The sequence below is a fragment of the Bradyrhizobium embrapense genome (assembly GCF_001189235.2).
In the GTDB taxonomy this organism is placed as follows: Bacteria; Pseudomonadota; Alphaproteobacteria; order Rhizobiales; family Xanthobacteraceae; genus Bradyrhizobium; species Bradyrhizobium embrapense.
This window is the reverse complement of record NZ_LFIP02000002.1, coordinates 1394612-1420380: the sequence shown is the minus strand read 5'-3', so window position 1 is coordinate 1420380 and position 25769 is coordinate 1394612. Positions and strand designations below refer to the sequence as shown.

The window sequence follows — 25769 nt, the reverse complement described above, 5'->3', positions numbered from 1 at the left end:
GATGCAGAGGTCACCCTGCGGCTCGTTGCCGCTGATCGGCGGCGCGTGAACATGAGCATTGGGCGTTTGAGTGTCGGTCACTTGAAAGTCTCCCAGCCGGGATCCGGCGCAAATCGCCCGCCGAACTTGCGCATCAGCGTTTGCATGGTCGACACCACATTGTCGACGCCGCGGCTGCGCGCATAGTTGAGCGGGCCGCCGCGGAACGGGGCATAGCCGGTGCCGAAGATCATCGCGCCGTCGACCATATCGGGATCGTCGACGATGCCTTCGCGCAGGGCGGCGACGCAGACATTGGAGATCGGCAGCACCAGGCGGTCGATCATCTCGTCGCTGACTTTCGGACCGGTCGCCGGCAGCGGCGCCCTCTCCGCCTTGCCGTCCTTCCAGGTGTAGAAGCCCTTGCCCGTCTTGCGGCCGAGTTCGCCCTTGGTGACCTTTTCGCGCAGCCACGCAGGCGTCGGCGGCAAGGTGTCGCCGAACTTCGAGCGCAGCATGTCGCCGACATCGAGGCAGATATCGAGGCCGACCTGGTCGGCAAGCTCGATCGGCCCCATCGGCATGCCGAACTCGACGGCTGCCGCGTCGATCAGGCGCTGCTCGGTCTTCTCGTCCAGCATCATCATTGCTTCCAGCATGTAGGGCGTCAGCGCGCGGTTGACGAGGAAGCCCGGCGAGCTCTTCACCGGCAGCGGCAGGCGATCGATGGCGCCGACGAAGGCGCGCGCCTCTTTCAGCATCGCAGTGTCGCTGCCGTCATGGCTGACGACTTCGACCAGCTGCAGCCGCGACACCGGGTTGAAGAAATGCAGGCCGAGCAGCCGCTCCGGCCGCGCCAGCGTGGTACGCAAGTCCTGCAGCGGGATGCTCGAGGTGTTGGTCGCAAGGATCGCGCCTGGTTTCATCCTCGGCTCGAGAGAGGCATAGACCTTCTGTTTCAGCTCGAGCTTTTCCGGCACCGCCTCGATGATCAGATCGGCATTGCGGACGCCCTCGCCGTCCATGTCGGGGATCAGCCGGTCGAGCGCGTCGCGCTGGTCGATCTTCTTGCGCATGATCTTGCCGAACAAATCCGCCGCCCGCTTCATCGCGCCGGCGATCGGTTCGGCCTTCATGTCGGCGAGCGTGACGCGCATGTCCTGGTTGGCGCACCAGGCAGCGATATCGCCGCCCATCGCGCCGGCGCCGATGACGTGGACGTGCTCAACCTTGTTGCCGCTGCCGGCCATCTTCTTCATCTGCTCGCGCAGGAAGAACACCCGGATCAGATTCTGCGCCGTCGGCGTGACCATCAGATTGGCGAACGAGGCCTTCTCCGCATTCAGCATCGCCGCGCGGTTGCCGGCGTGCTTCTCCCAGAGATCGATCAGCGCATAGGGCGCGGGATAATGCTTGCGCGGCGCCGCCTTCTCCGCCTCGCTGCGCATCCGCGAAGCGAGGAAACCGCGCACCGGCCCCAGATTGAGGATCGAATTGAGCACGCCGGGCTTGGCGCGCTTCAGCCGGCCGAACACCGCGTCCTTCACCGCGTTGCGGGCATGACGCTCCTGGGTGACGGCGTCGACCAGGCCGAGCGCCTTGGCGCGGCGCGCGTCGATCGTCCTACCGGTCAGCATCAGGGTCATCGCCTGCATAGGGTTGATCAGCTCCGTGAAGCGCACGGTGCCGCCGAGGCCGGGATGCAGGCCGAGCATCACCTCGGGGAAGCCGAACCTGGCATCGTCGATCGCGATCCGCATCTGGCAGGCCAGCGCCACCTCGAGGCCGCCGCCGAGGCAGAAGCCGTGGATCACGGCAACTGACGGCACGCGCAGCCCTTCGAGCCGGTCGATCACCGCATGGGCCCGGCCGATCTGGGTCTCGACCGCGCCGGGATCGCTGACGCCGCGGAATTCATTGACGTCGGCGCCGGCGATGAAGCCGCTCTTTTTCGCGGAGCGCACCACGAGCCCGGTCGGCCGCTGGTTTTCCAGCGCGGTGACGACAGCATCGAGCTCCTCGAGCAGATCGGCGGACAGCGTGTTGGCGCTGGTGCCGGCGCGGTCGAACAGCAGCCAGGCAATGCCGTCCTCGTCACGCGTCAGCTTGAAATTCCTGTACGGGCTGTCGGCAACCGGCTTCGGCCCGAGTTCGAGCTCGCGGTCGGCGAGAAGGTCCATGATCCGTGAATCCATGATCACACCGTCTCAATCAACATCGCGCCGCCCTGCCCGCCGCCGATGCATTCGGTGGCGACGCCGCGCCTGGTGCCGAGCCGCTTCATCGCATTGACCAGATGCAGCACGATGCGGTTGCCGCTGGTGCCGACGGGATGGCCGAGGCTGATCGCGCCACCATCGACATTCAGCTTGGTGCGGTCGATCTCGCCGGCTGCGCCGTCAAGTCCCAAAATCTCGCGGCAGAATTTGTCGTCGTTCCAGGCCGCGAGACAGCCGAGCACCTGGGTGGCAAAGGCCTCGTTGAGCTCCCAGGTCTCGACCTCCTGCAAGGTCATCCCGTTGCGCTTGAGCAGCGCACTCGCCGACAGCACCGGACCGAGCCCCATGATCGAGGGATCGAGCGCCGACCATTGGCTGTCGAGGATGACGGCCTTCGGCGTCAGCCCGTGCTTGGCGACCGCGGTCTCGGACGCCAGGATCACCCAGGACGCGCCGTCGGTGATTTGCGAGGAATTGCCGGCGGTGACCTGGCCCCAGGGACGCTCGAACACCGGCTTCAGCTTGGCCAGCGTCTCGGGCGTCGAGTCCGGGCGGACGCCGTCGTCGTGGTCGTAGAATTGGCCGTCGCGGGCGAACGCGGTCTCGACCTCGCCCTTGAGAAAACCTTGCTTCTGCGCGTTGGCGAGCCGCTGGTGGCTCTCGGCGGCGTAAGCATCGGATTGCGCGCGGGTGATGCCGAAGAGATGACCGACCTTCTCGGCGGTCTGCCCCATGTTGAGCTCGGTGATCGGGTCGGTCAGCCCGCGCTCGAGGCCGATGATCGGCTTGAAGTAGCTCGGCTTCACCTTCAGCGCCGCGGCGATCTTGGCCCCCAAGCCCTTGGCGCCGGCAAAGCCGGCAAACCAGCGTACGCCGGAATTCGGCCAGACCAGCGGTGCGTGGCTCAGCGCCTCGGCGCCGCCGGCGAGGATCAGATCGGAGATGCCTTCCCGGATGTAGCGGTAGCCGGTATCGATCGACTGCATGCCGGAGCCGCAATTGATCTGCACCGTGAAGGCGACCATCTGCTCGCCCATGCCGAGCCGGAGCGCGGCAACCCGCGCCGGGTTCATCTCGTCGGCGATCACGTTGACACAGCCGAGGATGACCTGGTCGAAGGCGGTGGACGCGAAAGGCTGCCGCGCCAGCAGCGGCCGCCCGCATTGCACGGCGAGGTCGACCGGGGTGAACGGGCCGGGACCGGAGCGCGCCTTCAGGAACGGCGTCCGGCTGCCGTCGACGATAAAGACTGGTCGCGCCATCAGCTCGCCGCCCTCTGCTCACCCAGCTCCTGGAAGAACTGATGCACGTCGGCGGTTTTCTTGTAAATCGGGGACAGCGCCTCGGGCGCAAAATCATCGACCTCGATGACCTTGGCCACCGCCTCATGGGCGGCGGCGAGCTTGTCGCCGTCGGCCTCGGTGATGACGCCTTTCTTGACGGCATCCTTCCAGTCATGCAGCCGCGCCGCGCGCAGCTGCTTGGCGGCATCCTCGGCCTCGGTGACGAGGCGGAAGGCCTTTTCCAGCCGCGCGATGCCGCCGTCGTCCTCGACAAAGGCGAGGTCCGGCGTCAGGCGGTCGCGCGCCGCTGAGGGCGACAGCACGAGTTGTGCGCAGAGATGCACGACGCGGTCCGACGGGCCGGTGACGCGTGCGCCGAACGGCTGGATCAGGAATTTCAGCAGCCATGCCACCGGGCGGTTCGGCAGATTGGCAAGGATTTCCGCAAAGCGGTTCTCGATGGTCTTGAAGCCGGATGCCATGCACCATTCGAGCGCAGGCAGATCCTCCTTCTGCCGGCCCTCATCCTGCCAGCGTTTCAGCGCGGCGGAGAGCAGATACAGTTCGGAGAGGATGTCGCCGAACCGCGCCGAGAGCATCTCCTTGCGCTTCAACGCGCCGCCGAGCGTGAGCAGCGCCATGTCGGCGCACAGCGCGAATGCCGACGAATAGCGCGAGAGCTGGCGATAGAACTCCGTTGCATCGCCGGCATCCGGCGCCGGCGCAAACAAACCGCCGGTCCAGCTGCGGCCCCAGGCGCGGAACATGGTCGCAAAGCTGTGGCCGACATGCTTCCAGAACGCGGTGTCGAACGCAGTGAGCCCCTTGTCGCGATCGGTCTCGCTGAGCGCATTCATCTCCTGCAACAGATAGGGATGCGCACGGATCGCGCCCTGGCCGAACACGATCAGGTTGCGGGTCAGGATGTTGGCGCCCTCGACCGTGATGCCGACCGGCACCGAACGGTAGAGCCCGCCGAGATAATTCTGCGGCCCGTCGATCACGGCCTTGCCGCCATGGATATCCATGGCGTCGTCGATCGCGATCCGCATCCGCTCGGTGGCGTGCAGCTTCATGATGCCGGAGATCACCGCGGGGTGATGCCCCTCGTTCAGCGCGGCGCAAGTCAGGCGCCGCGCGGCGTCGAGCAGATAGGCGGTGCCGGCGATGCGCGCGAGCGGCTCCTCGATGCCCTCGAACTTGGAAATAGAGATCCCGAACTGTTCGCGGATGCGGGCATAGGCGCCGGTGGTGCGCGCGGCATAGGCGGCGCCTGCGGCCGATAGCGAGGGCAGCGAGATGCCGCGGCCGGCGGCGAGCGCCGTCATCAGCATCTTCCAGCCCTGGCCGAGCCGCTCCTTACCGCCGATGATGTAGTCGAGCGGGATGAAGACGTCCTTGCCCCAGTTCGGACCGTTCTGGAACACCTGCATCGCCGGCAGATGGCGGTGGCCGATCGAGACGCCGGGCAGATGGGTCGGGATCAGCGCTACCGTGATGCCGAGCTCATCCTCGTTGCCGACCAAATGATCGGGATCATAGGCCTTGAAGGCTAGGCCGAGCAGCGTCGCGACAGGTCCGAGCGTGATGTAACGCTTGTGCCAGTTGAGCTTGAGCCCGATCACCTCGCGGCCTTCGAAATTGCCCTTGCAGACGATGCCGCTGTCGATCATCGAGGCGGCATCGGAGCCGGCCTCGGGGCTGGTCAGGCCGAAGCAGGGAATGTCCTGGCCGGAGGCGAGGCGCGGCAGCCATTTGTCCTGCTGCTCCCTCGTGCCGAAGCGCATCAGCAGTTCGCCCGGTCCGAGCGAGTTCGGCACCATCACGGTGACGGCCGCGGTCAGCGAGCGCGAGGAGATCTTGCGCACCACTTCGGAATGCGCATAGGGCGTGAAGCCGAGGCCGCCGAACTCCTTCGGGATGATCATGCCGAAGAATTTCTTCGCCTTGATGAAGGCCCACACCTCGGGCGGCAGATCGCGCCATTCCCAATTGATCTTCCACTCGTCGAGCTTCGCGCAGAGCTCGTCGACCGGGCCGTGCAGGAAGGCGTTCTCCTCGTCGGTCAATTTGGCCGGCGCGAATGCCAACAATTTCGACCAGTCCGGATTGCCGGTGAAGAGATCGGCGTCCCACCAGACGTCGCCGGCCTCCAGCGCCTCGCGCTCGGTGTCCGACATGGTCGGCAGCACGCCACGCGCCCAGGAGAAGATCGGTTTTGTCACATAGTCGCGGCGGAAGCTCATGGTGGGACCCTCATGCAACGGCAGCGTGGATGGGTGATCTTACCGAAAAGTGCCGTTCACCGGTGAACACTTCGCTGTTCAAATAAAGCGAAATTGACGCGGCCGAGCCGCCGTTTGTTAACGGCAGGCAGCGCGTCCGGTTCCGAAAGCTGAGCTGCGACAATCAGGTAGCGGGGATTGCGCCGGCGGCTCGTGCCGGCGCCGCCTTTCACGGCTAGGCCGGTCCCGCACCCTGGGTCGCTGTATAGACCGCGTAGAGCGACTGGCTTGCGGCCATGAACAGGCGGTTGCGCTTGGGGCCGCCGAAGGTGATGTTGCCGCAGACCTCGGGCAGCCGGATGCGGCCGAGCAGCTTGCCTTCCGGCGACCAGCACGTCACGCCGTTGTAGCCGACCGCGCGGCCGGCATTGCTCGAGCACCAGACGTTGCCATTGACGTCGCAGCGGATGCCGTCCGGCCCGCACTTCACGCCGTCGATCGTGAAATCGCTGAACCGCTTGCCGTTGGAGACCTTGTTGTCGGCGCCGACATCGAACACGAACACGTCACCCTTGCCGCCGGGGCCGGTATCGCCCGGTCCCTTGCCGGTCGAGACGACGTAGAGCTTCTTGTAATCGGGCGAGAAGCAGATGCCGTTCGGATCCGGCACCTGGTCCTCGGTCACGACGACATCGACACGGCCGGAGGGATCGATGCGATAGCAATTGGTCGGCAGCTCCCGCTTGGCGGCGACGAAGCCCGCCGGCTGGCCGATCCGCGGATTGAGCTTGCCGGCGGCGTTGCTCGCTCCACCGGCCGCGTCCGGCTCGCCCTCATAGAGCTGGCCGCCATAGGGCGGATCGGTGAACCAGTAGCTGCCGTCGGGATGCGCGACGACGTCGTTCGGCGAGTTCAGCCGCTTGCCTTGATAATTATCGGCGAGCACGGTCGCGGTGCCGTCATTCTCGTAGCGCGTCACCCGGCGGGTGAGGTGTTCGCAGGACAGCTGGCGGCCCTGGAAGTCGAACGAATTGCCGTTCGAGTAGTTCGATGGCATGCGGAAGACGCTGATATGGCCGTCATCCTCCGACCAGCGCATCTGCCGGTTGTTCGGGATGTCGCTCCACAGGAGATAGCGGCCCTGCGAGCTCCAGGCCGGGCCTTCCGCCCAGAGCAGGCCGGTATAGAGCCGCTTGATCGAGGTGTTGGGCTGGGCCAGATCGTTGAAGGACGGATCGACCGCGATGACGTCGGGGTCCCAGAAATAGGTGGTCGGCGCCCCGCGCGGACTGAAGTCGCGCGGCGGGCTGGTGATCGTGGTCGGCGGCCCGACCGGCGCCGGCGCGTTCTGGGCCAGCGCCTTGCCGGCTCCCGCGGCGGTCGCGGCCGCGGCAACCGCCAGTCCCTGGACAAGTGTTCGTCGTGAAACGTCCGGATCGCGCCGCTCTTCTGTTGGATTGCTCCGCTCTTGGCGTGTCATCGCATCCTCCCACTGTTGGCCGGCCGTTGATCCGGCCTGGCGCGCGGGAGGTTAGACTGCTCGCTCGGAGGTTGCGAGTGACGGTTTTTCATCACTCCGCGCGGGAATTTCACATTGTCGTGGTTCCGCTTCCGTCATTGCGAGGAGCAAAGCGATGAAGCAATCCATCTATCCTACGTGTGGAGGGATGGATTGCTTCGCGGAGCCTGTCATCGGGCGCGCGTTCGCGCGACCCGTTGGCTCGCAATGCCGGCTACACGGACCGCTTCAATCCGGCCGGATCATCTCGAACATGTTTTCCGGCTTGATCTCGAAATAGTCCCCTCTCCGGCCGGCGCGGACGATCGGGTGGGCGAGACCGGTCTGGTAAACGCCGTCCTTGATGAAGGCCTTGTCGATATGGACGGCGACCACCTCGCCGAGCGTCAGCCAGGCCTCGGCCTTCCTGCCGTCGGCGCCCTGCAGCTGGATGATCTGGCTCACCTTGCATTCGAACGACACCGGGCTTTCGGCGACCCGCGGCACGTTGACGAGTTTGCCGGCGATCGGTGTCACGCCGGCGAGCTTGAACTCGTCGACATCGCGCGCGACATGCGCCGCGGTCGCGTTCATGTGCTTCGCCAGATCCATCGTCGCCAGATTCCAGACGAACTCGCCGGTCTCCTGGATGTTGGCGACGCTGTCCTTCCAGTTGGTGGAGGAGAAGCCGATGATCGGCGGGGTGTAGCAGAAGGCGTTGAAGAAGCTGTAGGGCGCGAGGTTGACGTTGCCGCCCTTGTCGCGCGAGGAGATCCAGCCGATCGGCCGCGGCGCCACGATGGCGTTGAACGGGTCGTGCTTCAGGCCGTGGCCGTTCTTCGGCTCGTAGAAATGCAGGTCTTTTTCGGTCACGGAGCGCCCCTCTTGCCGTAGCCCGGATGGAGCGCAGCGCAATCCGGGACAGTGTCACAAGCGGAAATGACCCCGGATTGCGCTGCGCTCCATCCGGGCTACAAACTCGCTTTGCCTGCTATACGGAAAGAGTCAACTGACGAAAGCGTCAGTGCCGGCGCTCAATGGGCGCGCGCGCGCGGCGACAGGCCGGCGATCACGAAATCGATCATCTGGTCGATGGTCGGGCCCGGCTTGGTGGCGCATTGGGCGATCATTTGCGGGTGGAAGAACCGCATCATCGCCGTGCCAGCGCACAGCGCGGCGACCTCGAGGTCCTGGACTTCGAATTCGCCGGAGGCCACACCCTGCGCGATCACCGCGCCGATGGTCTGGCCGATCAGCTCCATATGGGCGACACAGACCTCCCAGTCCTCCTGCATCGCGATCTCGACCATCTCGTGCAGCTTGGAATCGCCGACATAGCGCTCGGTGTTCATCCGATTGATGGTCGTCATCATCTGGCGCAAGCGGGTCGCCGCCGGCCCCTCCGATCGGGCGATGCGCTGCGCCTCGATCTCGACCTCGCCCATCAGGCTGCGCGCCACGCCCTCGTGGATCGACTTCTTCGAATCGAAGAAGCGGTACACGTTGGCGGGGCTCATCCGCAGCTCTTTGGCGATGTCGGCGACCGTGGTCTTCTGGTAGCCGATCTGTCGGAACAAGCGCTCGGCCACCACGAGGATGCGCTCGCGGGTGTCGGTTTCGCTATGTTCCGTGATCAGTGTCATGTTGGCCTGCTCAATGTTCAATTATTCAGCGGCTTCAGCAAGCGGAAATGCGCGTTGCGCATCGCCGGCATGCTGCGGCGCAGTATTGATTTGCTCGGCGCCGCTCTCCTCGAGGGTCTTGCGGAACCAGAGGGCGTAAAGGCCCGGCAGATACAGCAAGGTCAGGAAAGTCGCAACAAACAAACCACCCATAATGGTGATCGCCATCGGGCCCCAGAACGCCGAGCGCGACAGCGGGATCATGGCCAGGATCGCGGCGAGCGCGGTCAGCACCACCGGCCGGGCGCGCCGGACGGTGGCCTCGACGATCGCCTCGCGCCGGGTCAGGCCGGACGCCACGTCGCTCTCGATCTGATCGACCAGGATCACCGTGTTGCGCATGATCATGCCGGCGAGCGCGATCAGGCCGAGCAGCGCCACGAAGCCGAACGGCTGGTTGGCGACGTTGAGCCCGAGCGAGGCACCGACGATGCCGAGCGGCGCGGTCAGGAACACCAGGGTCAGGCGCGAGAAGCTCTGCAGCTGGATCATCAGCAGCGTCAGCATCACCATCACCATCACAGGGAAGAGGATGAAGATCGACGCATTGCCCTTGGCCGATTCCTCGAACGCCCCGCCCGGCTCGATCCGGTAGGCCGGCTCGAGATGGGCCTGGATGTCCTTCAGCTTCGGCGCGATCTGGTTGGTGACATCGGGCGCCTGCACGCCGTCGACGACGTCGGAGCGCACGGTGATAGCCATGTCGCGGTTGCGCCGCCACAGGATCGGCTCCTCATGGGCATACTCGATCTTGGCGATCTGCTGGAGGGGCACCGCCACGCCGTTGCGCGTGGTGATGGTGAGATCGCCGACCCGGCTGAGATCGAGCCGCTCGGACGGCACCGCGCGGGCGACGACGCCAACCTTCTCGATGCCGTCACGGATCGTGGTGACCGGCGCGCCCGAGATCAGCATCGCCAGCGCCTGCGAGACGTCCTGCGGGGTCAGGCCGAGCGCGCGCGCCCGGTCCTGGTCGACCGCGAGCTTCAGGTAAGGCGACTGCTCGTTCCAGTCGAGCTGGACGTCCTTGACGTTCTTGTTCTGGCGCATGACGTCGCGGACCTGATAGGCGATGTCGCGCACCTTGTTGGCATCGGGCCCGATCACGCGGAACTGGACCGGGAAGCCGACCGGCGGACCGAAATTGAAGCGGTCGACCCGGACCCGCGCCTCGTTCAGCGCGCCGTCGGCGGCGGCCTGCTCGATCTTGGCCTTGACGCGCTCGCGCGCCTCGACGTTCTTGGCGAGGATCACGATCTCGGCGAACGCCTCGTTCGGCAGCTGCGGGTTGAGGCCGAGCCAGAAGCGCGGCGAGCCCTGCCCGACATAGGCGGTGTAGGTCTGGATGTCCTCGTCGTCCTTCAACAGCCCTTCGGCCTGCTTCACCGCCTTTTCGGTCACGTTGAAGGCCGTGCCCTCCGGCAGACGGAGCTGCAGGAACAGCTCGGGCCGCTCGGACAGCGGGAAGAACTGCTGCTGGACGTGACCGAAGCCCACGATCGCGGCGACGAACACGCCGACGGTCGCCGCCACCACCTTGATGCGGTGATCGACACACCACTGCACGACGCTGCGCAAGGCCCGATACATCCGCGTCTCGTAGATTGCGTGCGGATCGTGGTTCTGGTGCACCTTGATGTTCGGCAGCAGCTTGACGCCGATATAGGGCGTGAAGATCACCGCGACGAACCAGGAGGCGACCAGCGCGATCGCCACGATCCAGAAGATGCCGCCGGCATATTCGCCGACCGCCGAATTGGCAAAGCCGATGGGGAGGAAGCCAGCGGCCGTGACCAGCGTCCCCGTGAGCATCGGAAACGCAGTAGATTCCCAGGCAAAGGACGCCGCCTTCATGCGGTCCCAGCCCTGTTCCATCTTCACCACCATCATCTCGACTGCGATGATGGCGTCGTCGACCAGCAGGCCGAGCGCAATGATCAGCGCGCCGAGCGTGATGCGGTGCAGATCGAGCGACATCGCGTTCATCACGATGAAGACGATGCCGAGCACCAGCGGCACCGACAGCGCCACCACGATGCCGGTGCGCCAGCCGAGTGCGACAAAGGAGACGAACAGCACGATCGCGAGCGCCTCGACGAAGGAGTGCACGAACTCGCCCACGGCGTGCTCGACCACCTTGGGCTGGTCGGCGATCTGCTTGACGTCGATGCCCTGCGGCACCGCCTTCATGAATTCGGCGGTCGCCTGCTGGACCTCCTTGCCGAGCTCGAGGATGTTGGCGCCCTTGGCGGTGACGACGCCGATGCCGAGCGCGGGCTTGCCTTCCTGACGCACCTTGAAGCTCGGCGGATCGACATAGCCGTGGCTGACGGTTGCGATATCGCCGAGCCGGAACACTCGGCCGTTGCTTTCGACCGGCGTTTCGGCAACCGCCTTGACGCCGTCAAGCGCGCCGGTGACGCGCAGCGGCACGCGCTGCGATGACGTCTCGACCGTCCCGGCTGGCGTGACATTGTTCTGCTTGGCGAGCGAATCGAACAGCGCTTGCGGTGTGATGCCGAGCGTTGCCAGCTTGGCATGCGAGAACTCGACGAAGATGCGCTCGTCCTGGATGCCGTAAAGATCGATCTTGGTGACCCCGGGCACCTTCAGCAGGCGCTGGCGAAAACCTTCCGCGACTTTCTTGAGCTGCGCGTAATCGGCGCCGTCGCCGGTCATCATATAGAGGATCGAATCGACGTCGGAGAATTCGTCGTTGACCACAGGACCGAGGATGCCGGAGGGCAGCTCGCCCTGCACGTCGACCAGTTTCTTGCGGATCAGATAGAAGAGATAGGGCACGTCCTTCGGCGAGGTCGAATCCTTGAAGGAGACCTGCATCGCCGTGAAGCCCGGCTTGGAATAGGTCTGCACCTTGTCGAAGAACGGCAGCTCCTGCAGCTTCTTCTCGATGGGATCGGCGACCTGCATCTGCATTTCCTGCGAGGTCGCGCCCGGCCACATCACCGAGACGTTCACCACCTTGACGGTGAAGAACGGGTCCTCGGCGCGGCCGAGCTTCTCGTAGGAGAAGAAGCCGGCGGCGCCGAGGATGATCATCAGGAACAGCACCAGCGTCGGATGGCTGACCGCCCAGGCCGAAAGGTTGAAGCGCTTCATCGAACTCTCCAGGTCCAAATCGTCTCGACTTCAATCGTCATTGCGAGCGAAGCGAAGCAATCCACACTTGTTTTGCGGCGAGATGGATTGCTTCGCTTCGCTCGCAATGACGGACGGTTAATCAGAACGACAGCGACGACACGACCCGGACCTTCTGGCTCGGATCGAGTTTCTGCACGCCGAGGGCGACCACCTTGGCGCCATCGTCGACGCCGCCGGAGATGACGACGTTGTTGCTCTCATAGGCCTTCACCTTGACCGGCTTCAACGCGATGTCGCCCTTGTCGTCGACGATGTAGAGCGAGGGATCGCCGCCCTGGCTGTACAGCGCCGACAGCGGCAGTTTCGCCACGCGCTCGGTCGCCTTGTCGGCCAGGGTCAGCGTTGCGGTCATGCCGAGCGAGACGGCCTCGTCGGCGTCGGGCAGCGAGAATTTTGCGAGATAGGTGCGGGTGGCGGGATCGGCCTGCGGCGCAACCTCGCGCAGCTTCGCGGCATAGGTTTTCTTGGCATCCGACCACAGCGTCACCGTGGCAACGCCCGACCTGGCACGAGCAAGAAGCGTCTCGGGGATCGCGACGACAGCTTCCTTCTCGCCAAGTCGGGCGACACGGATCGAGGCCTGGCCCGCGGCAACCACCTGGCCGGGCTCGATCATGGTCGCTGTGACGACACCCCTCGTGTCGGCCACCAGCGTTGCATAAGAGAGCGAATTCCTGGTCAGTTCGACCGAGCGCTCGGCGCGGTTCAGCCGCGCGCGCGCCTCGTCGCCGGCCGCCTTGGCGGAATCGAGCGCCGCGTCGGTGGTCCAGCCCTTGGCCTTCAGATCCTTGGCGCGCTGCTCGGCAGCCGCGGCCTGCGCCAGCACGCCGGTGGCGGCGCGGAACTCGGCCTCGGCCTGCTCGGCCTGCAGCTTCAGATCGACCTCGTCGAGGGTGGCCAAGGGCTGGTCGACGTCGACTGTCTGTCCGACCTCGACCAGCCGCTTGGCCACCTTGCCGGCGACCCGAAAGCCCATATCGGCTTCGATACGGGGCCTGATGGTGCCGACAAAGCTGCGCTCAGGTGTTTCGGCTTCGTAATGGACGGTCGCCACCAGAACGGGGCGTCCGGGATCGGCGTTTTCGGCTGCTTTTTCATTGCAGCCGGTCAGCGCGAATACCGCGAAAGCCAGCGTTGCTCCGGTCAAGAGCCTGTAATAGCTCGACAAAACGGAACGAACGAACATCTGAAATCTCCATCAGGCTGACGATTGATGAAGAGTATCGATTTATCACTGATGAATGTCAATATTCGTCAGTAGTAACCAATTCGTGAGAACGGCTGCATTTGGGGAGCTGGCGAGCGGAATTCGCGATGCGCAACGGGTCGCGCGAATGCGCCCCCGTGGCTTCGCGCAATCCGGGACTGTGCATGGGGTTGTTTTTGATTTTTTTGTCTAGTGCGTAGCCGTAGCCCGGATGAAGCGCAGCGAAATCCGGGGCTCATGCCAGTGGCGAGAGCGTCCCGGATCAAGCTTCGCTTCATCCGGGCTACGCAGCTGTCACGACGCCAGCTACTTCGCGCCCGCGAACTCGGTCTTGGTTTCGTGGCTGCCGAGGAACACCAGGAGGCCGGCCGCGAGCGGCAGCAGCGACAGCACCAAAAGGCCGGTCGACGTGCTGCCGGTCGCCTCCTTCACCCAGCCGWTCAGATAGGGCCCGCCGAAACCGGCGAGGTTGCCGATCGAGTTGATCAGCGCGATCGCGCCGGCGGCGGCAGTGCCTGACAGCCAGGCGGTCGGCAGCGTCCAGAACACCGCGAAGGTGCAGAACACGCCGATCGCGGCAACGGTCAGCACGACCATCGTCGTGGTCGGATCGGTGATGTAGCTCGAGACCGCGAGCGCCAGCGCCGTGAGCAGAAGCGGCGCGCCGACATGAAACACGCGCTCCCGCGTGGCGTCGGAACGGCGCGCCCACAGGATCATCGCGACGGTGCCGACGGCATAGGGGATCGCGGTGACGAAGCCGGTCTGCGCGTTGGTCAGACCGAACGCCTTGACGATCTGCGGCAGCCAGAACTGCATGCCGTAGAGGGAGGCGACGAAGCCGAAATAAATCGCGCTGAGCGCCAGCACTTTCGGCGAAGACAGCGCCTCGAACAGCGTGAAGTGCTTGGCCGCCTGCTTGGCCGCGACCTCGGCATCGAGCCTCGCCTTCAGCCACGCCTTCTGCTCGGCCGAGAGCCAATCGGCCTTCTCCGGCCGGTCGGTGAGATAGAACCAGGTGACGATGCCGAGCAGCACCGAGGGGACGCCCTCGATGATGAACAGCCACTGCCAGCCCTTCAGCCCCATCACGCCGTCCAGCCCGAGCAGAAGGCCTGAAATAGGCGCGCCGATCGCCGTCGAGACCGGAACGGCGATCGCGAAGGCGGCGAGGAAGCGCGCGCGATACTCGGCTGGATACCAGTAGGTGAGATAGAGAATGATGCCGGGGAAGAAGCCGGCCTCGGCGACGCCGAGGAAGAAGCGCAGCGCGTAGAAGCTGTGTTCGTCATAGACCGCCGCCATCAGGGCCGAGAGAATTCCCCAGCTCACCATGATGCGGGCGATCCACTTGCTGGCGCCGAACTTCTCGAGCGCCAGGTTGCTCGGCACCTCGAACAGGAAATAGCCGATGAAGAAGATGCCGGCGCCAAACGAGAACACAAGCGGCGAGAACTTCAGCTCCGTGTTCATGGTGAGCGCGGCGAAGCTGAGATTGACGCGGTCGAGATAGGAGAAGAAATAGGCCAGGATCAGGAACGGGATCAGCCGCCAGGAAATCGCGCGGATCGTGGACGTCTCGATCTCGCTGCGGGCGCCGCGCTCGGGCGCAACGGTTGCGATCTGGCTCATCAGTTCCCCCCAAAGCTATTGCTTGCCTCGAGGATTATTGGGTGGCCCCGCATAGGGCAATGGTAAAAACTCACAGCGCACAGCACAAACCGGAGCCGGGGCGTTCTCCATTCGTCATTGCGAGCCAACGGGTCGCAATGACGAATGGAGAAAGCCAATCCTACTCCGCCAGTTGGAAGCGTTCGAAGCGGTCGAGTTCCTCCTCGATCCTGCGCTTCAGCTCCTTGCGCCCCGCCTGCTTCTTGCGATTGCCGACCCAGCTCCATTTCTGCATCAGCAGCTTCCGTTTCTGCCGGTCGGTCTTCAGGTCGATGGCGGCAACGATATCGTCACCGACCAGCACCGGCAACGCGAAATAGCCGAACTGGCGCTTCTCCTTCGGCACATAGGCCTCGAACCGATGGCCGTAGCCGAAAAACAGCTCGGTGCGCTTGCGCTGGATGACCAGGGGGTCGAACGGCGACAGGATATGAACCAAAGCTGGATCGCCCTCACCGGTCTCCTCCAGCACCTCGGGCCGCGCCCAATGCTCCTGCTTGCCGGCGCCATCGAGCGCGATCCGCACCAGCTCCTTGCGTCGCACCCTCGCCTCGATCAGGCCGCGCACCGCCTTCTTGCTCGGCGCGTCGAGATGGCAGATCGAGTCCAGGCTGACGATACCCTGCGAGCGCAGCGCGCGGTCGAGCAGATAGGCTGTTCTGGCCGAGGCCGGTGCGGGCTTCGGCGGCCTGTCCCAGCCGAAATGCCGGGTCATCAGCTCGTAGGTTTTCAGCATGCCGGCGCGCTCGCTGATCGTGACCACACCGCCATAGAAGGCGAGTTGCAGCGCCCGCTTGGAAGGTTTGCGGCTCTGCCAGAGATGCTCCTTCTCGGTCAGCACATCGTCGTCGATATCGCGGATGGTCAGCGGACCGGCCCGCAGCAGCCGCATGATCTTGCGCGTATCCGATGGCGTCACCGACGAGAACCATTTATGGCCCTCGCGCTTGTGCGCCCTCATCGCCGGCAGGAAGATGTTGATGTCCTTGGACGGCACGTAGGACAGCGCGTGCGTCCAGTACTCGAACACGCTCTTGTCCTGGCTCTGCGCCTGCTTGAGGTCGGCGCGGCGATAGTCCGGAATCCGGGTGAACAGGATGTGGTGGTGGCAGCGCTCGATCACGTTGATGGTGTCGATCTGTACGTAGCCGAGATGATCGACGGCGGCCGCCACGGCTGATGCCCCGTCCCCGAACGGTGCCGTTGTATCGAGCCGTTGCGCACGCAGCCAGATATGGCGGGCGGCGGTATTGGCCAGGGAAAAGGGTTCGGCGGCGCGGGGCATTGCCCGAGCAATGTAGTGAGATTCGCACGGCTGTGGAGGGTATGGGGTTCCACCCAGGTCCCGAATCATCCGTGATCTGGATCACATTCCGGATTTTGAACCCGTCCTAGGTTCCCGGCATCAAAACGATAGCAGCCGGATTGGCTGGCCCGACATTTAAGGACGAAAACCATGACCCGCTCGTTTTCCCTGTCTCTCTTGACGATCGGCGCTGCGCTGTCGATGACGGCGGGCGTCGCACTGGCCGGCAGCGACACCGTTCCGGCCGCCCAGATCCTCAATGCGTTGAAGCCGAAGTCAGCCACCCGCGGCCTCTCCGCCGGCACACAGGTCGACCCGGCCGCCTCGGCCAAGGAAGCAAGCTTCCTCAACACCGTTCGCAACCGGCAGACCCGCTCGCTGTCGCTGGGCGAACGCCAGGAGATCGCCGACATCGCCGCCAACAAGCCGAAGATCGATCTGGAGATCCACTTCGACTACAACTCGGCCGAGATCGCCAAGGGCTCGACCCAGGCGGTGCAGGAGCTCGGCAAGGCGCTGTCGGATGCCAGCATGAAGGGCTCGACCTTCGTCGTCGCCGGCCACACCGATGCGATCGGCAGCGAGGCCTATAACCAGGATCTTTCCGAGCGCCGCGCCGACACCATCAAAACCTATCTGGTCGAGCATTACGGCCTGAACGGCTCCGATCTCGTGACCGTCGGCTACGGCAAGACCCGGCCGAAGGACCCGAACGCGCCGATGGACCCGACCAACCGCCGCGTGCAGGTCGTCAACATGGATACCAAGACAGCGCAGCAGTAACCTCCCGTGGCCTGGAGCTTCGGTTCCGATCGCAACAAAATCGAGGCTCCGCCTTTTTTCAGAGAGATTCAAATCCAGTTCTGGAACAGCATCAGCCGATTGAAGGTCGCCATCGACGTCCCGACGGCGGCAACCGTGATCGGCAGCATCGCGATGAAGCCCGCGCATCCGACCGCCACGAAGGTCCACAACAGCCAGCGCGGCGCACCCTGCCGCGTCAAGGCGTAGACCAGCACGAAGCTCGCGGTGGTCGCGGCCGGCAGGTAGTAATAAATGAAGCCGAGCGTGCGCGGCAGCAGCGCCCAGGCGAGATACGGGCCGAGATAGAACGCCAGCACGAGAAACGCCTCGCGGCTGCGGGTCACGATCCAGTCGCGCAGCGCGATGATCAGCGCGATCAGCGCCGGCCACAATACCAGCGGATTGCCGAGAAACACGATCGCGGCGAAGGCGTCATCGCCGGTCTTCTCGAACAGGTACCAGACCGGACGCACCAGGAACGGCCAGGACGGCCATGCGCTCATATAGGTGTGGCCGGCGATCGCGGTCGTGGTGTTGTCGGCAAAGATGCGGCGCTGCGCCTCGATGAGATCGGTGAAGGAGAAGCCGTACAGCGGCACGAAGCTCGCGAGATAGATGGCCGACGGGAGCAGCACGAAACATCCGATGAAGTGGGGAAGACGGAAGTCCGGCCATAGGTCCGGCCGATACCAGTCCTCCGCATTGGCGTCGGCAAAGCGCGCGCGCCAGCCCTGCATCAGACGGATCACCGCAACGATCGCGATGCAGGTCGCGAGCACGAACAGCCCGCTCCATTTGCAGGCACAGGCAAACCCGGCGAAAACCCCTGACAGTGCGAAGGCAAGTCGCGGCCGCTTCTGTCCGAAGCCGTGGATGAAGGCCGCGATCGCAAACAGACAGAAGGCGAGCGCGAAAATATCCAGCATCGCGATCCGCGATTGCACGAACAGCATCTGGTTGCAGAAGGCGAGCAGCACGGCCGCGACGGCACGTTCCTGCGAGGCGAACAGCGCAAGCGCGCCGAGATAGACGGCGACCAGCGCGAGCGCGCCGAACAGCGCCGCGGGATAGCGCCATCCGAGCGGCTCATCACCGAATGCCTTGATCGACAGCGCGATGATCTCCTTGGCGAGCGGCGGATGCATCGGGTTGAGGATCGGCCCCTCGATCACCGGCAACAGCATCTGGCGCGCTGCCGGCACGTAATGCACCTCATCGAAATAGAGCTTGTTGGGTGTGGTGATCCCGAGCAGCAGAACGACATGGGCGACGATGAAGATGATGGCCGCGACGATCGCCGTGCATGTGGCGGGACGCCGCAGAACAGAAGGAGATTTTGATGCGATGATCAAAGGACGAGCACCCTGCGAGGGGAGCCGGTGTGAGCGAAGTGTGAGCTACGACGGCCGCGAGTGTGATGTGTGTGACGAGTGTGATCAGATCTCACGTTGATGTCCGCAGCCGCGCGCATTCTTGAATCCATCGCCCCCAACCATCTGGCGCAACTCGACACGGCTTGTGACAATTATACAATATCAGCCGCGTCCGCGATCCGGTACGATGAGAAGGTAGGTCGATCGGTATTGCAAATGAATTCGCGCCACAGCTTTTTCTCCGTGCTTGCACTCGGTCTCGCGATCGCACTGACGGCTCATCCCGTTCGGGCGCAAACGCGCGTCGGCGAAGCGGCGATGGTGAAGAACGAGGTCGTCCGCGTCGCGGCCGCGACCACACCGATCAATGTCGGCGACGCACTACTGCGCGACGAGACGGTGCGCACCGGCCTCGAGAGCGCAGCGCGGCTGGTGATGGCCGACAGCACCAACCTGTCGCTCGGACCGAATGCTTCGCTCAAGCTCGATCGCACCGTGTTCGACGACGAGCATCATTATCGCGATGTTGCTATCCGCCTGACCTCGGGAGCGTTCCGCTTCGTCACCGGCCATTCGGAGAAGGCCGCTTACACGATCACCACGCCGCTTGCGACCATCGGCGTTCGCGGCACGGTGCTCGACATCCTGTCGCAACGCGGCAAGACCACCGTGGTATTGCAGGAAGGCGCATCGACGGTGTGCACGTCAAATCGGCAATGCATCGACCTGACGCAGCCCGGCGACACCGCGATCATCACCTCGAGCGGCGGCCGCACCACGATCCAGAAGACCAACAACCCGCCCTGGACCTTCGCCGCGACCTGCACCCAGGCCGCAGGCCTGTGCACCGTCACCCAGTTCGCAGACGCGTCACCGCTGACGCCGCCGGTCGACGACCCGACCGGCATGTTGTGCGGGCGGTGAGCATGCTGCGGCATATTCATCATTTGGTCCTGTCGGCGGCGCTGACAATGGCGCTGTCGCTCGCGATGCTCCATGCACTGGCTGCGCCCGCCGAGGCGCAGTCTCCGACGCCGAACTGCACTTCGAATCTCGATAACAACCTGTCGATATCGCCGAACTGCACGTCGACCCCTACGCCTACGCCGACACCGACACCCACTGCCACACCGTCGCCGACGCCGACGCCGACCCCTACGCCCACGCCGACACCAACGCCCAGCCCATCGCCGACGCCGATCACCGGCGCGCCGTCGAGTGGCAGTTCGATCAACAACCTCGCCGACCAGCGCTTCAACCAGATGATCACCAACCGCGTGCTCGGATCGGTGCTGCTCGGCGTCAACGAGCAGGTCAATTGCGACGACTGCATCAGCGCGTTCGGCTCGGCCGGCTCGTTCTCGGCCGGCATCCACGGCCGCAAGACCATCACGCCGAATCTGTCGCTGCTCGCCGGCATCGCCTACACCCAATATGGCGAAGGCGGCTACAACGTCACCAGCGCGCCGATCGGCGCCTTCGCGCTGCGCTACGACTTCGTCGACTGGGGCTCGTCGCGCCCGTTCTTCGACATCGGCACCATTCTCTCGCCGTCGGAGAAAGTGCGCTACACCCGCAGCTACGCGACCAGCCTCGGCCCGGTGTCGGTCACCGGCGAGACCTCGAGCGAGAATTACGGCGTGTACGGGCGCGCGGGCTGGATCAGCCGGCTCTCGGCGCGCGACGAGGTCGCGGCTTCGATCGAGGTCTGGCAGCTGTGGCAGCGGGTCAAGGGCTACAGCGATCCTGCCGTTGCCTTCAATCCGTTCGACGCCACCATCGCCGACGGCACCGATCGCACGAGCCTGGTCAAGATCGGCGGCCAATGGACACATCTGTTCGGATCGAGCATCGAAACCAACATCAATGGCGGCTGGGTGCAATCCTTCGCTACCCATTCCGGCATCGTCGCCACCGTCACCGGCGATGGCACCATCGTGCCGACGATCGGCAACCAGGGCTGGTTCGAGTATGGCGGCCGCGTCGGCTTCCGCATCACCAAGGGCTGGATCGCCGACCTGTTCGTGAACGGCACCGCCGGGCCGCAACCGGTCGGCAACACGCTTCACGGCGGCGTGGGCTTGCGGATCAGTTATTAGGACGGGGCCGCCGCTGGTCCGGACCCGCACCGTCGAGCAATCGGATCAGCGAGGCCGACCTACGTTCAATCGTTGTCCCAATAGCCGTCCGAGTAGCCTTCCCGGTACCCCGATCGATAGCCGTAGTAACCGCCCGGATATTCGTCGCCGTATTCGTAGACGTGACGATGGTAGTGCACGACGGGGGGCGGCGAATAATAGTCCCTCTCGTAGACATAGGCCGGAGCCGCACCGGCAGCCATGGTGGAGCCCAACAGGGCGCCGAGGGCCAGGCCGCCGACGATCCCGACGGCAACCGCATCTCCCCGCCGGCCGCGTGCCGTGGCTTCGCTCGACGCAAGACATCCCACAGCGACCACCGCCATGGCGGCAAAAACCGCTACTCGTTTCATTGACGCATATCCTATTCGCGTTCGATAACCGCGCCCGCCCCTCGGCAGCGATCGACAAAGCCCCTCTAGAACGTGACGAGCTCCTTGAGCTCGCTCCTGACGTATCGCGGCACTACACGTCGGGCCACGAAATCATTCCAATCCTTGAACTTCGACTTTGCTCTCGCCTCCGTGATCGCAGTGACGCCGCGCACGCTGAGGTGCGGAAGCTTCACCAGTTCGCTGACAGGCGCGGTGTTGAGGTTGATCTTGTCGGCGCGACTGATCGGCGCGCGTGTTGCGGGGGCCTGGTGAGTTGAGCCGGTCATCGATGGAGATGTCTGCGCGACCGCGGTGGCGCCGATGATGCCGCAAACGCCGAGGCTGATGCAAACCAACCTGATAAGCATGGACCGCTATCCTTCGTGATATGACGCCCTTGACCCCGCCGCCGATAAAGCGGCGGCCGATTACCGCAAGATTACGCGCGCGATCGGTACGGCCGCGTTGCGGATGAGCTTGATCAGCGCATCAAGACGAAGAGCTTTGCTGCTCCATGATGCACCAGCATGTTGGCTCCCGGATCGTTCGTCTGCGGCGCATTTCCCGGCGGCTGATTTTCCGGCACCGCGACATCCGGCTCAGCGCGAGGCGGCGAATCCGCTTGCGGAGAGACATGTCCTCCGCCCTGACCGGCATCGTTGACGAGACTTGACGGCGCATCGTCCGGCTCACGACGGGGCGCGACCAGGAAAGCAACGAGGTTCCGCTTGACGCCCGGAATTCCAAACAGGCTCGATTGAACGGAAAATTCGCGTTTGACATAATCTCCGGCGTGGGCCGCCATTCGCCCGGTCCATTCAAGGCAATCGTCCTGGTCGTCAAAACAGAGCGCCGCCCAGCCGCGCTCCGGTGTTACCTCGCGTGGCAATGCCAATGAATATTGGTAGGCGAAAGGGTCGCCATAATGCGGGTGATCGGAGCTGTAGAAGGCCACCGCGACCCCAAGGCTATCGTTGCCGCCGACGATCGACAGCGGCGTACCCATCTGCTCGTGCCACAGCTGGGTGAGTTTGTCTGCAGCCTGGTGATAGACGTTTCGCCCTTCATCGTAGCCGTAGCTGTTGCGGTAGAGCGCATGGGCCGGGGCTGCCAGCACGGTGGCGACGATTGCTATTCCGGCAACCAGCAGCGCGGCATTGACCGTATAGAACCGCTCGATCGGGTAACGCGTGCTGCACACGACGGGCACAACAAGCAGGAACAATCCCTGAAGCGCCCAGAGCGACGGCAAGTCGGTGCCGAGCAAGATGGACGTGATGAAAGGAAGAGCGATCGTGCCGATCGCGACATGGCCGAGCAGCTTCAGGTTGGGATTTGCCGCCGCGAGATCCCGGGGAAGGCGCTTGATGCGATACCCTGTTATCATCATCCACGTTACGGCCGAGACACTCGTCGCCGCAGCAAGACCCAACAGGAAATTGACGGCATCCCGCAGCGACGAAGGGAAACCGGCGCCCACATGCGTCGCGGCATAGTGGACGGGTTCCGCGCCCGTCGTGGCCAGCCAGTGCAGATGCGGAGACAGCGCAATCAGCCCGACAGCTGTGGAGATCCAGGGCGAGCTGGACGCGAAATAGGCTCGTCGCAAGGGATGGATGATTGCGGCCAACGCGAAGCTGGCGATCAGAAAGATGGAATAGTACTTGCCCAGCATTGCAAGCGCTGCCGCGACACCCGCGGCAATCGCCCAGAGCGGCGCCCTCGTTTCAAAGGCACGCAGGAAGCAGTAGGTTGCAAGCGGCCAGACCGCGAGCAACACGGCGTTGGCGTTGAAGCGCTGCGCGTGAAACTGGTATGCCGGGGTCAGCATCAGCAGGAACAGCACGATCAGGCGCTTGTGCCCGGTCACAAACCTTCTTGCGATGCGATCGACGAACCACAGGGCCAACGCCGCATTCGTCATCGCCATCAGCTGCAGCGACCAGTCGGAGAGTGGAAAGACCAAGGTCCACGCGCCGGTCGTCCACCCCATCAATGGCGGGTGCTTGGGATAGCCCCATGCGAAGTGCCTCCCATAGGTCCAGGTCTCCAGCAGGTCCGGATGCAGACCGGCGCCGTGATAGGCGACTGACAGATACACCGTCCAGATGCCGACGAAGCAAACCAGCAGCAACGGCACCGACCATCCCGCCTCGACTCCATCCAGCCATCGATTGAACGGACGACGCCAAGACGCCGGGCTGCGATCCGACCGCTTGGCCATCGCTGAGAACGCAAAATCGACCGGCATATGTTCGGAAGCCTGGGGACGGAGATCGGAAAGCGCGATGCGAGCCGCGTTGTCCGACATGCTTTTCACAGCGACCATTACGATAGCCTGACGCAGGTCCGTTTCACGGCTCCGTCGACGTATCCTCGCAAGCGCCGACGCGCCGTCATTCGCCGGTCATGTTGATCGACGCCCCTGGCGCTGAAATCGCTGAGCGGGAATGCCATGCGAAAGCTCGCTCACGGTCATGACGCCGATCGGCTCCGAAGCGCTGGTGTGCGTGGCGTTCGCGCCGGTTACGGCGCGGCAGTAACGCCGGGGCTCATTGGCGGCTCGGCGATCGCCGCTGCCTTCGAGCACGGCTGATCGAACCACAAGGAAAAGGCCAATCACGTCAATGTATTCGCGTGGACACCGCAGTTTTCCTACCGGCCGTAATCTTATTGTAATCCGTCTGTAATGGTAGAAACAATGGCTTACAATTGGGAGAACGCGGTGCGAGTTCTGGTCGTGGAGGATGATCCTCAGCTTGGGCCATGGCTGCGGGATACGTTGGCCACGGCCTTCGGCGCATCCGACATGGTCACGACGCTCGAGGAGGGGCGCGCCGCAGTCGCCGTGCGTAGCTTCGAACTCGTGGTGATCGACCGTGGACTGCCGGATGGCGACGGTCTGGCGTTGCTGCGCGACCTGAAGCAGCAGAAGCCGAGCCCCGCGACGATCGTGCTGACGGCGCTCGATGACCCCCTTGATATTGCTCGCGCCCTCGACGACGGGGCGGACGACTACGTGGCCAAGCCATTCGAACCGATTGAGCTGATTGCGCGAGCCAAGGCGGTGCTGCGACGTCTGTTTCTGGATAGAGGGGCGATCGTGCGCATCGGCAATCTGAGCTACGACGTGCTCAATCGCGAAGTCTGCGTCGATCACGCCCCCATTGTTGTCCCGCGGCGTGAGCTGGCGATTCTGGAAGCGATGGTCCGGCGCATCGGGCGCGTCGTCCTGCGCGAGACCCTTGAAGTTGCCGCTTACAGCTTTGATGACGAGATTCAATCGAACGCGATCGAGGCACACGTTTCGCGGCTGCGCCGGCGCCTCCGCGCGGCCAACTGCAAGGTCGTCATCAAACCGGTCCGTGGCCTCGGATATCTGTTGAGCGGCGAATGATGATCTTGAAGTGGCAAAGGCTCAAGCGCGTCCATCGCTCGATCGCGGTGCTGTCCGCGACGCTGATCGGCGCCGTGACGACCATCATGCTGCTCTGCGCGGCAGCGCTGCTGATCCGATTTGGCGGCGACGATGACGGCACCTGGGCCGCCGCCGACGTCGCCGATGCCTTGAAGGAAGCCGTCATCCGCAACGAGACCGGGCAACTGGCGCTCAAGCGGACCTCGAGGCTGGACGAGATCATCCGCGAATTCCCGACATTCTGGTATGTCGTGTCCGACAAGAGTGGAGAGGTCAGCTACGGCCCGGTCCCGAAATGGCGTCCGCAAAAGACCCAGACGTCGCGTGACGGGACGAGCTTCCTCGCCTACGCGTTTGACGGCGAGACCACCAATCTGAAGAAGATGGCGGCTGTCAGAAATACGCCTGTGGGCGAGGTGTGGATCGAAACCGGTGGCGTGGCCTATACGGCAGCGCAACTGACGACCGGCATGCTGACCGATGCGACGATCGTCGCGCTTCCCATCATCCTCGTCCTGGCGGCGACGGCGTTTACCGCGATGGTCTTCGTGCCGACGTTGATTGCACGTCCCGTCCGGGCCGTCGCTGCGGCCGCCGAGATGATCGATGGGGTTTCGGATGGTCGCCGACTGCCGGAACAGGATGCGCCGGCCGAGCTCCTGCCTCTCGTCGCGGCCTTCAACCGCGCGCTATCCCGAATAGACGTTGCTTCAAAAGCGCAGCGAAATTTCCTGTCGAACGCGGCACACGAGTTGCGTACGCCCTTGACCAATGCGCGCACCATCCTCGAGCAGGTCGAAGACGGTCCGCTGCGTGCCAGGCTGATCGCCGAGAACCAGAAGCTGTCGTCGATCGTCACCATGCTGCTCCAGCTGGCGCGCATCTCCGCGGAGCCTGCCGAGCTGATCGAAACGGACCTTGCGGCGCTTGCGCGCAGGGTTGCGGCCGAACACGTGCCGATGGCATTGAAGAACGGCAGCGATGTCGAGTTTACCGAGCCTCGTCACCCGGTCTGGGTGCGTGGCTCGGAAGCCGCGATCGCCGTCGCGCTCTCGAACCTGATCCGAAACGCCGTGACCCATGGCGGCGCGGGCGGCTCCGTCCTGATCGAAGTCGGAGCGCCAGCGCGGTTGAGCGTCATTGACCACGGATCGGGACTGCAACTCGGTCAGCCCGAATTGCTGCTGGAGCCTTTCAAGCGCGGAAGCACCCGCGCGGAAGGAACGGGACTGGGGCTTTCGATCGTGTCCCAGGTGATGACCACACACGGTGGCACCGTTGCCCTCTGCGAGACGCCCGGCGGCGGCACCACGGTCGAACTGAACTTTCCGGTCCCTGGCTGCCGGCAAGGCGACCTGCCTCCAGCCAGAAATGCCGTCCAAGCCATGACCGAAGTCCGGCCGGACGGCATTTCCATCGCCTGAAGTGCT

At 64.3% G+C, this 25769-nt stretch carries 19 protein-coding genes; 5 read left to right on the top strand and 14 right to left on the bottom strand.

Annotation, left to right across the window (positions count from 1 at the left end):
• Positions 1 to 77: 77 nt before the first annotated feature.
• The 10 genes from AKN83_RS14065 to AKN83_RS14020 all read right to left on the bottom strand — a co-directional run bounded on the left by AKN83_RS14065 (position 78) and on the right by AKN83_RS14020 (position 16211).
• Positions 78 to 2174 carry a 3-hydroxyacyl-CoA dehydrogenase NAD-binding domain-containing protein gene (locus AKN83_RS14065; protein ID WP_050400656.1) on the bottom strand — a complete coding sequence of 699 codons (2097 nt, stop codon included), beginning with the start codon at positions 2172 to 2174 and terminating at the stop codon, positions 78 to 80.
• A 2-nt stretch (positions 2175 to 2176) separates the two neighbouring features.
• Entirely contained in the window at positions 2177 to 3460 is a 1284-nt protein-coding gene (locus AKN83_RS14060) for an acetyl-CoA C-acetyltransferase (RefSeq protein ID WP_050400657.1), read from the bottom strand.
• Positions 3460 to 5727 (bottom strand): acyl-CoA dehydrogenase, encoded by a 2268-nt coding sequence (locus AKN83_RS14055; RefSeq protein WP_050400658.1) that lies wholly within the window; start codon positions 5725 to 5727, stop codon positions 3460 to 3462. Before AKN83_RS14055 ends, AKN83_RS14060 begins: the two co-directional genes overlap by 1 nt.
• 214 nt (positions 5728 to 5941) lie before the next feature.
• The gene (locus AKN83_RS14050; RefSeq protein WP_050400659.1) at positions 5942 to 7186 is read right to left on the bottom strand and encodes an SMP-30/gluconolactonase/LRE family protein; all 1245 of its coding nucleotides are present in this window, start codon (positions 7184 to 7186) and stop codon (positions 5942 to 5944) included.
• 267 nt (positions 7187 to 7453) lie between these two features.
• A complete protein-coding gene (locus tag AKN83_RS14045) occupies positions 7454 to 8077 on the bottom strand; it encodes a flavin reductase family protein (RefSeq protein WP_050400660.1) in 624 nt (207 codons plus the stop codon).
• A 161-nt stretch (positions 8078 to 8238) separates the two neighbouring features.
• A complete protein-coding gene (locus tag AKN83_RS14040; RefSeq protein ID WP_050400663.1) occupies positions 8239 to 8847 on the bottom strand; it encodes a TetR/AcrR family transcriptional regulator in 609 nt (202 codons plus the stop codon).
• Positions 8848 to 8868: 21 nt separating this feature from the next.
• Positions 8869 to 12006, bottom strand: coding sequence for an efflux RND transporter permease subunit (locus AKN83_RS14035; RefSeq protein ID WP_050400664.1), 3138 nt, complete (start codon positions 12004 to 12006; stop codon positions 8869 to 8871).
• Between the two features lie 121 nt (positions 12007 to 12127).
• Positions 12128 to 13234 (bottom strand): efflux RND transporter periplasmic adaptor subunit, encoded by a 1107-nt coding sequence (locus AKN83_RS14030; RefSeq protein WP_050400661.1) that lies wholly within the window; start codon positions 13232 to 13234, stop codon positions 12128 to 12130.
• A gap of 327 nt (positions 13235 to 13561) precedes the next feature.
• Positions 13562 to 14887, bottom strand: a complete 1326-nt coding sequence (locus AKN83_RS14025) for an MFS transporter (RefSeq protein ID WP_063695324.1) — start codon at positions 14885 to 14887, stop codon at positions 13562 to 13564.
• Between the two features lie 160 nt (positions 14888 to 15047).
• Positions 15048 to 16211 (bottom strand): winged helix-turn-helix domain-containing protein, encoded by a 1164-nt coding sequence (locus AKN83_RS14020; RefSeq protein WP_050401712.1) that lies wholly within the window; start codon positions 16209 to 16211, stop codon positions 15048 to 15050.
• Between the two features lie 171 nt (positions 16212 to 16382).
• On the opposite strand from AKN83_RS14020, the gene AKN83_RS14015 reads away from it, so the two are divergent.
• Entirely contained in the window at positions 16383 to 17015 is a 633-nt protein-coding gene (locus AKN83_RS14015; RefSeq protein ID WP_050401711.1) for an OmpA family protein, read from the top strand.
• A gap of 68 nt (positions 17016 to 17083) precedes the next feature.
• Here the strand turns inward: AKN83_RS14015 and AKN83_RS14010 are convergent, their stop codons facing one another.
• Complete coding sequence (locus AKN83_RS14010) at positions 17084 to 18388, bottom strand: phospholipid carrier-dependent glycosyltransferase (RefSeq protein WP_050401710.1); 1305 nt, start codon at positions 18386 to 18388, stop codon at positions 17084 to 17086.
• A gap of 237 nt (positions 18389 to 18625) precedes the next feature.
• Between AKN83_RS14010 and AKN83_RS14005 the strand changes: the two genes are divergently transcribed.
• Together AKN83_RS14005 and AKN83_RS14000 are read left to right on the top strand one after the other, a co-directional pair.
• Entirely contained in the window at positions 18626 to 19333 is a 708-nt protein-coding gene (locus tag AKN83_RS14005; protein WP_050401709.1) for a FecR family protein, read from the top strand.
• 47 nt (positions 19334 to 19380) lie between these two features.
• A complete protein-coding gene (locus AKN83_RS14000) occupies positions 19381 to 20508 on the top strand; it encodes a hypothetical protein (protein WP_430641542.1) in 1128 nt (375 codons plus the stop codon).
• Between the two features lie 65 nt (positions 20509 to 20573).
• Here the strand turns inward: AKN83_RS14000 and AKN83_RS13995 are convergent, their stop codons facing one another.
• The 3 genes from AKN83_RS13995 to AKN83_RS13985 all read right to left on the bottom strand — a co-directional run bounded on the left by AKN83_RS13995 (position 20574) and on the right by AKN83_RS13985 (position 23172).
• The gene (locus AKN83_RS13995) at positions 20574 to 20900 is read right to left on the bottom strand and encodes a hypothetical protein (protein ID WP_050401707.1); all 327 of its coding nucleotides are present in this window, start codon (positions 20898 to 20900) and stop codon (positions 20574 to 20576) included.
• A 65-nt stretch (positions 20901 to 20965) separates the two neighbouring features.
• Entirely contained in the window at positions 20966 to 21289 is a 324-nt protein-coding gene (locus AKN83_RS13990; protein ID WP_050401706.1) for a ComEA family DNA-binding protein, read from the bottom strand.
• Between the two features lie 113 nt (positions 21290 to 21402).
• Positions 21403 to 23172 carry a glycosyltransferase family 39 protein gene (locus AKN83_RS13985; protein WP_083992060.1) on the bottom strand — a complete coding sequence of 590 codons (1770 nt, stop codon included), beginning with the start codon at positions 23170 to 23172 and terminating at the stop codon, positions 21403 to 21405.
• Between the two features lie 474 nt (positions 23173 to 23646).
• Between AKN83_RS13985 and AKN83_RS13980 the strand changes: the two genes are divergently transcribed.
• Positions 23647 to 24318: a response regulator gene (locus AKN83_RS13980; RefSeq protein ID WP_050401724.1), complete on the top strand. Its 672-nt coding sequence runs from the start codon at positions 23647 to 23649 to the stop codon at positions 24316 to 24318.
• Positions 24318 to 25763: a sensor histidine kinase gene (locus AKN83_RS13975; protein ID WP_050401723.1), complete on the top strand. Its 1446-nt coding sequence runs from the start codon at positions 24318 to 24320 to the stop codon at positions 25761 to 25763. Before AKN83_RS13980 ends, AKN83_RS13975 begins: the two co-directional genes overlap by 1 nt.
• Positions 25764 to 25769 lie beyond the last annotated feature (6 nt).